Source organism: Campylobacter sp. DY7 (assembly GCF_057802535.1).
In genome coordinates, this window is record NZ_JBYJAU010000029.1 from 1 (window position 1) to 2,030 (window position 2,030).

The window sequence follows — 2,030 nt, forward strand, 5'->3', positions numbered from 1 at the left end:
ATATTATTTACAGTTGAAACAAGTTGGTTTTGAACAGAACCAAGGTCTGAACGAATTGCTTCAAGAGCTTTTTGAGCCGTTTCTGCAATATTCATCATAGCTTGAGCACCTTTTAATGTCATAACACCTGCTGCGTAACCATTAACATTATCTCCTGTGTCAGTTGCTTGCCATTCTTCATTATTAAAGCCCATAGCATCAGCTGTATCTACATCTATCTTAGCATTTGTTTCTCTTAATGAAACAGTTTTTTCGCTAACGTTTTTATCAAATCCTAAAGCAGAGTTAGCTATAAAGCCATTAGCATCTTTAACTTCAACTTGAATATCTCTACCATTGTTTGCAACTAGGCTTAATCTTCCCATGTTAGTTGAGTTTGTAGCATTTAAGCCTATCATGTTTCCTAGACCACCTGCTTCAGGCTCGTTTATGCTTGTTTTTACAGCACTGAAGTATTGTTGTAATGAGTGAGCTATGATACCTTTTTGAGCTTCTTTAGTATCCATGCCTTTACCAACAGCTCCATCTACTAGTTCTTTTAGCTTATCATCAATCTTTTTAAGAGATGCGTTAGCACCTTCGATTGTTGTTTGTGATTGTAAATCTTTAAACATATCATTAATAGCTTTCATATCAGGATCTGTTGAAGTATCACTTATAACTAAATCGCCTGCAGCCATAGCCATAGCGCCAGTTGTAGGCAATGTTAAATTTGTTAAAATAACTTCTTTTCCAACGACACCTGCAACAGCTGTATTATAGCCTGCATCAGGAGTAGCTAAAGCAGCGATAGCATCAAATTTTCCAGTAGCTGTTGCTGCATTAAAACCAGCTGTTGCTGCTAATTGTCCATCGATTCCAGTTTTATAATCTGTCAATGCATCATTTACAGTTTTTGCTGTTCCTTTTGTAATATCAAGTCCATTATCCAACATCGATTGTTGAGCTGCACCCACAGCTTTTTGCATTGTTTCAGCATATGTTTTTACATTTCCTGCTGCCAATTCTCTTAAACCATCTAAAGTTCCTCCATCTGCCACGGTATCAAGATTAGCTGCAGCGCCAACTAAGGTGGTAAGCGCAGTTGATATAGCATTTAAATCGCTTGCTTTATTAATATCAGAAATAGCTGTAATAAAAGCTGATTGAATTGTATTTAAATCTGCTTGTTGTTGTCCTGTTTTAAGGCTTAATGCACCTCTAAATGTATCTAAATCATCAGCTAATTTAGACTTTAAACTATCTATAGCTTTATTTTGCGTAGCTGCTACATCATTTGCAGCTTTAGTAGCTAATGCTTCTGCTTTTGCTGTATCTGTAGCGTTTTTTCTAATTTGTGCATCTTGAGCACCTAAAGCATTCTTAACATCTGCAAATGTATTATCTTTATTCTTAATAGAGCCTTCAGTTCCAGCAGGTGTTGTCCAAGTAGCACCTAAATTTAAATCTACAGCTTTTTTTACATTATCTTGCCCTGCTTTACCTTGAGTTACTAGGTTATGGAAGTCTTTTGCAGGAGCTGCACCTGTTGTGTTATCTTCTACCTTAATTCCCCTACCATCTCTATTTGCAAGTACTAATCTACCCTTAGCATCTACAGAAGCTTCAACCCCTGTTTGATCTTTTACAGCATTAATTGCAGCTCTAAGCGCTCCGTTAGCGTCTTTGTCTTTAACATCAACTGTTCCGATTTGAACTCCGTTTATGCTAAATCCACTTGTAGTAGTTCCCGCCTTAATAGGCTGCTCGAATGTAGAAATCGCTGTTACACTAGCTTTAATTCCTGTCTTATCACTAGCTTTATTAATAGCTTCAGCTAATGCACCAAGACCTGTAGTAGCACTGATATCACCTTTTTCATTTGTTAGTTTTACAGGCTCTAGTGTAACATCATTAATACCATCTACGTTTTTAAAAGTAACTGTAGCTGTTCCTGTTAGGTCACTTTGTCTCACATTATGCCCAGTCTCAAACCTAGTCAAACCAATCTTATCACTTGTAGTCGCCCCAATACTAGCCTTAACAGTCTC

At 37.1% G+C, this 2,030-nt stretch carries 1 protein-coding gene; it reads right to left on the bottom strand.

Features of this window, described 5'->3' with window-relative positions:
- The coding region (locus AC1B00_RS09520) for a flagellin hook IN motif-containing protein (RefSeq protein WP_488849488.1) at window positions 1–2,030 on the bottom strand (2,030 nt) is incomplete at both ends.